Below are 7,687 nucleotides of genomic sequence, written 5' to 3'. Positions count from 1 at the left end.
CCGCGCCCATCCCGGCCCCCCGGGCCGCACGCGCCGGTAGAACGCCTCCAGCACCGCGTCCGGCTCCGGGCGCGTGAGCATCGTCACCACCAGCCAGGCCACCGTGCTGCAGGCTACGGTCACGAGCATGATGGTCGCCGTCGCGTTCGGATCGTTCGCCGCGAACCGCGGCTTGAGGAAGGCGAAGCCGAGCAGGCTGACCGCGAAGCTCGCCACCATGGCCGAGATCTCGCTCCACGCGTTGATGCGCCACCAGTACCAGCGCAGGATGAGCACGAGGCCCGTGCCCGCGCCGAGGGCCAGGAGCAGCTCCCACGCCCCCTCGATGCTCGTGAGCTGCGAGGTCACCGCGATGGACGCGAAGAAGAGGAGCACGGTGGCCATCCGCGAGACGGCCACATAGTGCGCCTCAGTGCCGTGCTTATTCACGAAGCGCTTGTAGAAGTCGTTGACCAGGTAGGAGGCGCCCCAGTTCAGGTGCGTGGCCACCGTGCTCATGTAGGCCGCGGCGAATCCGGCCAGCATGAAGCCGCGCCACGGCGTGGGCAGGAGATCCACGAAGGCCTGCACGTAGCCGGCTTCTCGGTCCTGAAGCGTCGGGTACAGAATCACCGTGGCCAGGCCCGTGACGATCCACGGCCAGGGCCGGAGCGCGTAGTGGGCGATCTGGAAGAAGAGGGTGGCGAGCACGCCGTCCCTCTCCGACTTGGCGCTGAAGATGCGCTGGGCGACATAGCCGCCGCCCCCGGGCTCCGCGCCCGGATACCAGGCCGCCCACCACTGCACGGACAGGTAGACGCCGAGGGTGAGGAGGGGCATCCAGGCGTACGCATAGATGCCGGTCGCCGTCACGCTCACGGGCAGGACGGAGAGCGCGGCCGTCTCGCTGCCAAAATGGGCGATCACCTTGGCCTTGAGCACGTCGATGCCGCCCACCGCGCGCACGGAGTACACGGCGAGCACGATCACCGCGCTCATCTTGACGACGAACTGGACGAGATCCGTCCACATCACGGCCCACATCCCGGCGGCGACTGCATAGACGGCCGTGATGGCGAAGCAGATGCCCACGGCCACCACCTCGCCGCTCACCGTCATGCCGAGCATGGTGACGTCCTTCAAGCCGAGCGAGATGGTGAGGATCTTGATCATGGCCCGCGTCACCCAGCCGAGGATGATCAGGTTGATCGGGATGGCGAGGTAGATGGCCCGGAACCCGCGCAGGAAGGCCGCGGGCCCGCCGCCATAGCGCAGCTCGGCCAGCTCCACGTCCGTCATGACCTCGGCGCGGCGCCAGAGCCGGGCGAAGAAGAAGACGGTGAGCATGCCGCTCATGACGAAATTCCACCAGAGCCAGTTGCCTGCCACCCCCTTGGTGGCCACGAGGGCCGTGACGACGAGCGGCGTGTCGGCGGCGAAGGTGGTGGCGACCATGGCCGTGCCGGCCAGCCACCAGGGGGCCTGACGGCCGGAGAGGAAGTACTGGTCGAGGCTCTGCCCGCCGCGCTTGGTGAAGTAGAGCCCGATGACCGTACAGAAGAGGAAGTACGCAGCGACGATCGCCCAGTCGAGCGGCGAGATGGCCATGCTGCCGAGACGTTATGCCGTCAGCCGCCAGCCTGTCAAGCGAAGCGCCAGCCGTCGAGGGCGCGCGGATTCTTGGGCACGATGCGGAGCGGGAGGTCTCTGGGGCCGAGAATGCCTAGCTCGAGGAGCGGCTGGGCCGCGTGGGGCAATGCGCGACGGCTCAGGGTTGGCATGGTGGTGAGCCGTCTCGCGATGGGCCACGCTGACGCTGGCAGCCTGACCGTGCCGCCCGGCAGCCAGAGCGGAAAATCGCCGCGCTTCTTGTCGATGGGCCCAGCGAAGACAGGAACCTGGGTCCAGAGCCGGTCGCGACTGGCCCGAGGCATGGGTTCGGCGCGCCCTTCCGCCACATCCCAAGAGGTAAGCGAGCGGGCGGCCCGGGGGCCGGCGAGCCGTTTTTTCCTCAACTTCCAGGTCAGCGAGAGCGCGAGTGAGCGGCCATGGCAGATCACGCGATGCGGAGTGTATGGGCGCAGATAGAACAGCGAGCCGGGCTCGAGATCGCGTGTCTTCCACCCGCGTCCGATCTTCCCTTCGTCGAGATCCTGGCGCGTGCCGCGTCGCACCGGTGGCCCCGTTGTCACGGTGCGCCGGCCTTCGAGCTGCACCCAGATCGACTCGACGGGCCCGTCGTGGTGGAGTCCCAGGCCCTGGCGTCCCTTACCGTTGACGATGAAGAGAAAGGAGCACTCCTCGCGGCCGGGCCCGAAGCGGCTCGCGCGCAGCGCCGCCATGAGCCGCGCCACGCGCGGCAGCACCTGATGCGCCTGCGGCATGTAAATGGTGGCGCCGGAGGTAAAGGCCCGCTCGATCTGCTTCCGCGTGGGCTTGCGCTCGTACCGTCGCTCGGCCGCGATCTGGACGGGGAGCCCCGAGCAGGCGAGGGCCAGCGCCTGGGCGAATGAGGGAGCCAGCGGGGCGAGGTTACTTCCGAGACGCGTAGCGCTTCTCGACGTAGTCGTCGAGAATCTTCAGGAACTCGGCGACGATGGTGTCGCCCTTGAGCGTGAGCTTGAGGGCGCCGTCCACGAAGACGGGCGCCTTGGGCTCCTCGAAGGTGCCGGGGAGCGAGATGCCGATGTTGGCGTGCTTGCTCTCGCCGGGGCCGTTGACCACGCAGCCCATCACCGCCACCTTGAGCTCTTCCACCCCCGCGTACTTGGCTTTCCACACGGGCATCTGATCGCGGAGATAGGTCTGGATCTCCTCCGCCATCTCCTGGAAGAACGTGGAGGTCGTGCGACCGCAGCCGGGACAGGCCGTCACCTGCGGGAGGAAGCTCCTGAGTCCCATGGACTGGAGGATTTGCTGGGCGACCAGCACTTCTTCCGTGCGGTCCCCGCCGGGCTTGGGCGTGAGGGAGACACGGATCGTGTCGCCGATGCCTTCCTGGAGAAGAATGGAGAGCCCCGCCGTGCTCGCCACCACACCCTTGGCGCCCATGCCCGCCTCGGTCAGGCCGAGATGCAGCGGATAGTCCGAGCGGGGCGCGAGCATCCGATACACGTCCACCAGGTCCTGCACGCCCGACACCTTGGCGGAGAGGATGATCTTGTCGTGGGTGAGGCCGGTCTGCTCGGCCAGCTCGGCGGACTGGATCGCGCTCTCGACCATGGCGTTCATGGTCACGTCGCGCGCGTCGAGCGGCTGGGAAAGCTTGGCGTTGGCGTCCATCATCTCCGTGAGGAGATTCTGGTCGAGGCTCCCCCAGTTGACGCCGATGCGTACGGGCTTGCCGTTGTCCACGGCCACTTTCACGATGGCGCTGAAGTTCTCGTCGTGGTGCTTGCCCCCGACGTTGCCCGGATTGATGCGGTACTTGGCCAGGGCCTTGGCGCAGTCGGGATACTTGGTCAGGAGCACGTGGCCGTTGTAGTGGAAGTCGCCGATGATCGGCACGCTGACCTGCTTGACGATCTCTGGGACGGCCCGCGCCGCCTCGTCGTTGTTGACGGTCACGCGCACGAGCTCGCTGCCCGCGGCGTGGAGCGCGTTGACCTGCGCGACCGTCCCGGGAATATCCGCCGTGTCCGTATTGGTCATGGACTGGACCACGATGGGCCGCTGGCTACCGACCTTGACGCCGCCCACGTCCACGACCACGGTCTTCCTGCGATTGGTGGCGCTCATCTCTCGTGAAATATACCACGGCGGGCGGGTGTGACCGGCGCTGGTGGGAGGCCGCGCCTTGAGGCATAATCGGCGGCCGTAACCATTAAGTAGCCTTCATGAAGTAACCTTCAAGGAGCGTGCTCATGCTCACTGTCGAGACCCCGCAGGACCTCAAGCAGCACATCGGCAAGACCCTCGGCCCCAGCGACTGGATCACGGTGGATCAGGCCATGATCGACAAGTTCGCCGAGGTCACCGGGGACCACCAGTGGATCCACGTGGACGTGGAGCGCGCGAAGAAGGAGATGCCGGGCGGCAAGACCATCGCCCACGGCTACCTGACGCTCTCGCTGCTCCCGCGCCTGGCCCCGACACTCCTGAAGGTCAACAAGCGCAAGCGCGGCCTCAACTACGGCTCGAACAAGATCCGCTTCACCAATCCCGTGCCGGCCGGCTCGCGCATCCGTCTCAAGCAGACCATCAAGAATGTCGAGGACGTCCCGGACAACGGCGTCCGCATCACCTCGGAGATGGTGATCGAGGTCGAAGGCCAGGAGCGCCCCGCCTTGGTGGCCGAGGTCCTCGGCATCCAATACTCGTGAGCTAGACCGTTCGCCGATACAACGCCACCCTGGTCTACTCAGCCCTCGCCTCAGGGCTGCGCCCTTCAGCTCGAACTGCGGCCCTCTCCCTCGGAGAGGGAGAGGGATTCGTTTTGAAGAGTAGAGAGAGATTCATTTGGATCCCTCTCCCCCATCGGGGGAGAGGGCAGGGTGAGGGGGCGAGCCTAGCGGAGAACGGTTACTGGAATCGAGCCTTGGCGCGCTCGTACGTGCGCTTGACCGAATCCCAGGCCGACTCGGCCCCGGCCTTGGTATCCTCCCAGGCCGCCGCCGAGGAAGACTTGACGCTCTCCAGCTTCTGATTGAGCACGGCCTTCTGCCGGGCGAGCTCGCTCATGTCCTTGTCAAACTCGCGCTTCACCGACTCCGTGGCATTGGCCGCCTTGCCCTTGAGCTCTTCCGTCTTTGCGTCGAGCTCGAGCATCTGGTATTTGAGCCGGCTCTCGTACTCATCCTTCTTCTCGTAGGTGTAGTCCTTCGCGGCCCGCGTGTCCTGCTTCACGCCCGACCAGGTGCCGCAGCCCGAGAGCGCGAAGGCGGCGAGAAGCACGATCAGAATCGAGCGCCATGCGCTTGTCATGCATCGAGAGTAGAAGAGGCCCGCCCCATCGTCAAGGTGCCCCGCACGACGATCGAACTCTGGTAGTCTTCCTTCCGTGACTATTCCAACGCGCCGCGCGGTGATCGTCGTGTGTGACAGTCTCCGTGCCGACCTGATCCGGCCCGACACGGCGCCGACTCTGGACGCCCTCGGCGCGAGGTCGACGAACTACACCGGATGCACAGGTGTCTTTCCGTCGGTGACTCGGGTGACCTCGGCCTCCATCGCCACGGGCTGCCATCCGGGCCGCCACGGTCTCCTCGGCAATACCATGGTGCTCGACGAAGGGGCCGGGCTCGTCTGTCTCTCGGTGGCCAAGCCAGAGTTCCGGGAGCGCATGCGGAAGGCCACGGGCCGAACCCTGCTCGCGCCCACGCTGGCCGAGCGGCTGGCCGGTCATGGCGGCTCCATTGTCATGTCCAACGTTTCCGCGGGTGCCGCATACTTCCAGGATCCCGACGGCTTCGGCCACGTCTACCACAGCGCGGGCTCCTTCGGTCCCGGGCTCGTGCCGCTGCCTGCCGCCGAACAGCTCGACATCGAGAAGGGCGAGGCGGGCGACGCCGCCATGACGGCCCGCTTCTGCGACGAGGTGCTGCGCGAGCGGCGGCCGCCCCTCGGCGTGCTCTGGCTTTCCGAGCCCGACAACACAGGGCACAAGTCGCCGCTCGGGTCGCCCGCGCACCTGTCCGCGCTCCGGGCGGCCGACGCTTGCGTGAAGCGCGTCCTCGACACGCTGGAGGAGCTGGGCGGCGACACGCTCCTGCTCGTCTGCTCGGATCACGGCATGGAGACGACCGCGCGGACGATCCCGGTGGACGATTTGCTCGTAGAAGCGGGGCTCAAGGCCGGCCAGAATTCGAATGATCTGGTCACGGCGCCCAATGGCACGGCAACCCTGATCTATCGGGCACGCGACGCCAAGGCCAGCGTGAACGAGCTGCGGCGCTTCCTGGAGTCGCAGGACTGGGTGGGCAGGATTTTCACGGGCGAGCAGCTCGCCGAGGTCAGCATACCCACCGACGGCCCCGTGGCTGCCGCCGTCTCGCTCCGTACGGAGAACCGGCCCAATGAGTTCGGCATCTGGGGCTATGGCGATATCGCCGCCGACCTGGACGGCCGAGACTTCACCGGCTTTGGCCAGCACGGCGGCCTCGGGCCGAACGAGCAGCGGCCGTTTCTTTTCGTGAGAGGGCCAGGCTATGGCGCCGGCGCAACGGTCGAGACGCCTGTGTCGCACGTGAACATCGCCCCCACCGTCTTGGAGCACCTCGGTCTGCCCTGGGACGGCATGGACGGTCAGCCGCTGCCGGCGGCGCGGTGAACGATGACCACCGTGAACGTGCGTTACATGGTCAACGATGTCGAGGCGGCCGTCGCCTTCTACACGACCCGCCTCGGGTTCACGCTCATCTCCAAGACACTGCCGGCCTTTGCCGACGTCGCCCGTGGCGACTTGCGGCTGCTGCTCAGCGGACCGGCGAGCTCGGCTGGCCGTCCCATGCCCGATGGACGCCGGCCCGGTCCTGGGGGCTGGAACCGCATCCACCTCGTGGTCGAAGACCTCTCGGGAGAGGTCGATCGACTCCGCGCTGCCGGGGTTCAGTTCCGTAGCGACATCGTGACCGGACCGGGCGGTTCGCAGATCCTGCTGGACGACCCGTCGGGCAACCCGATCGAACTCTTTCAACCTCGGCGGCAGTGAAAGCGGAGCCGCGGAACGGCACGGGCTCTGTGGTAACGTATCGAAATCGCGTCGGGCGAGAGTGGCGGAACCTGGCAGACGCGCTGGACTTAGGATCCAGTGGGGCAACCCGTGGGGGTTCAACTCCCCCCTCTCGCACCACCCTCCCTCCGCTGAGGTAGCAGCGCATTCCGTTCGACAGTATCCTGTGGCGATGGCCGATCGACCTGATCTCTCCGCCCTGAGGATCGACGAGCGCGCGCGACGCGGGCCGCAGCGCCGCAGCTGGCGCGTGCTCATCGTCGCCGCCGTTGGCCTCCTCGTCCTGGCCGGCACCGGATACGCCTTGCTCCGCGAGCAGATTCCCGAGGTACAGACGGCCATCGTGCGCGCGGACAAGGGCGGTCGCCCCACCCTCCTCAACGCGAGCGGGTACGTGACGCCGCGACGCCGCGCCACCGTGGCCGCCAAGATCACCGCGCGCGTGAACGAGATCTATGCCGAGGAGGGAATGCGCGTCGAGGCTGGTCAGGTGCTCGCCCGGCTCGACGACTCGGACGCCAAGGTGCGCCTCGCCGCCGCCATCGCCGATCGTAACGCCACCGCGGCCGCCCTGGGCGACCTCCAGGTCAATCTCGCCAATGCCGAGCGGGAGCTGAAGCGGAACGAAGAGCTCTTCCAGCGCCGCCTCATCGCCGAGCAGCAGATCGACACGGCGCGCCTCGCCGTGGACAGCTTCAAGGCGCGGATCGTGCTGGCCCGGCAGCAGATCGGCGCGGCCGACGCGCGAATCAAGATGGCCGAGCAGGACATCGACAACTGCATCGTGCGGGCGCCCTTTGCCGGCATCGTGGTGTCCAAGGACGCCCAGCGCGGGGAGATGGTGTCGCCGATCTCCGCGGGGGGCGGCTTCACGCGCACGGGCATCGCCACGGTCGTCGACATGACCTCGCTCGAGATCGAGGTGGACGTGAACGAGTCCTACATCGCGCGGGTCCGCGACGGGCAGCCCGTCACCGCCATCCTCGACGCCTATCCGGACTGGCAGATCCCCGGCAAGGTTCGCACGCTCATCCCCAC

General features: G+C 67.2%; 8 protein-coding genes and 1 tRNA gene. 5 read left to right on the top strand and 4 right to left on the bottom strand.

What is annotated here, in order from left to right; all coding sequences use genetic code 11:
- The 3 genes from VGT00_16895 to ispG all read right to left on the bottom strand — a co-directional run.
- A partial coding sequence (locus VGT00_16895; protein ID HEV8533103.1) for a sodium:solute symporter family protein occupies positions 1-1,587 on the bottom strand: 1,587 nt, incomplete at its 3' end.
- A gap of 35 nt (positions 1,588-1,622) precedes the next feature.
- Entirely contained in the window at positions 1,623-2,363 is a 741-nt protein-coding gene (locus VGT00_16890) for a cupin domain-containing protein (protein ID HEV8533102.1), read from the bottom strand.
- Positions 2,364-2,511: 148 nt separating this feature from the next.
- Positions 2,512-3,717, bottom strand: coding sequence for a flavodoxin-dependent (E)-4-hydroxy-3-methylbut-2-enyl-diphosphate synthase (gene ispG / locus VGT00_16885; GenBank protein ID HEV8533101.1), 1,206 nt, complete (start codon positions 3,715-3,717; stop codon positions 2,512-2,514).
- Between the two features lie 125 nt (positions 3,718-3,842).
- Here ispG and VGT00_16880 point away from each other — a divergent pair, with 125 nt between their 5' ends.
- Entirely contained in the window at positions 3,843-4,301 is a 459-nt protein-coding gene (locus VGT00_16880; protein ID HEV8533100.1) for a MaoC family dehydratase, read from the top strand.
- A 199-nt stretch (positions 4,302-4,500) separates the two neighbouring features.
- On the opposite strand, the gene VGT00_16875 is transcribed toward VGT00_16880, so the two are convergent.
- Positions 4,501-4,902 carry a hypothetical protein gene (locus VGT00_16875; protein ID HEV8533099.1) on the bottom strand — a complete coding sequence of 134 codons (402 nt, stop codon included), beginning with the start codon at positions 4,900-4,902 and terminating at the stop codon, positions 4,501-4,503.
- Positions 4,903-4,978: 76 nt separating this feature from the next.
- On the opposite strand from VGT00_16875, the gene VGT00_16870 reads away from it, so the two are divergent.
- The 4 genes from VGT00_16870 to VGT00_16855 form a co-directional block, all read left to right on the top strand.
- Positions 4,979-6,247 (top strand): alkaline phosphatase family protein, encoded by a 1,269-nt coding sequence (locus VGT00_16870; protein ID HEV8533098.1) that lies wholly within the window; start codon positions 4,979-4,981, stop codon positions 6,245-6,247.
- A 3-nt stretch (positions 6,248-6,250) separates the two neighbouring features.
- The gene (locus tag VGT00_16865) at positions 6,251-6,628 is read left to right on the top strand and encodes a VOC family protein (protein HEV8533097.1); all 378 of its coding nucleotides are present in this window, start codon (positions 6,251-6,253) and stop codon (positions 6,626-6,628) included.
- A gap of 55 nt (positions 6,629-6,683) precedes the next feature.
- Positions 6,684-6,769 (top strand) — tRNA-Leu (locus VGT00_16860).
- A 52-nt stretch (positions 6,770-6,821) separates the two neighbouring features.
- A partial coding sequence (locus tag VGT00_16855; protein ID HEV8533096.1) for an efflux RND transporter periplasmic adaptor subunit occupies positions 6,822-7,687 on the top strand: 866 nt, incomplete at its 3' end.

The sequence above is a fragment of the Candidatus Methylomirabilota bacterium genome (assembly GCA_036002485.1).
Classification (GTDB): domain Bacteria; phylum Methylomirabilota; class Methylomirabilia; order Rokubacteriales; family CSP1-6; genus AR37.
This window is presented reverse-complemented; position numbering and strand designations above follow the sequence as displayed.

What these genes read in the sequence shown, in the direction of transcription:
- VGT00_16865 (HEV8533097.1), top strand. Translation starts at nt 6,251, where the DNA reads ATGACCACCGTGAACGTGCGTTACATGGTCAACGATGTCGAGGCGGCC.
- VGT00_16890 (HEV8533102.1), bottom strand. Translation starts at nt 2,363, where the DNA reads ATGCCGCAGGCGCATCAGGTGCTGCCGCGCGTGGCGCGGCTCATGGCG.
- VGT00_16880 (HEV8533100.1), top strand. Translation starts at nt 3,843, where the DNA reads ATGCTCACTGTCGAGACCCCGCAGGACCTCAAGCAGCACATCGGCAAG.
- ispG (HEV8533101.1), bottom strand. Translation starts at nt 3,717, where the DNA reads ATGAGCGCCACCAATCGCAGGAAGACCGTGGTCGTGGACGTGGGCGGC.
- VGT00_16875 (HEV8533099.1), bottom strand. Translation starts at nt 4,902, where the DNA reads ATGACAAGCGCATGGCGCTCGATTCTGATCGTGCTTCTCGCCGCCTTC.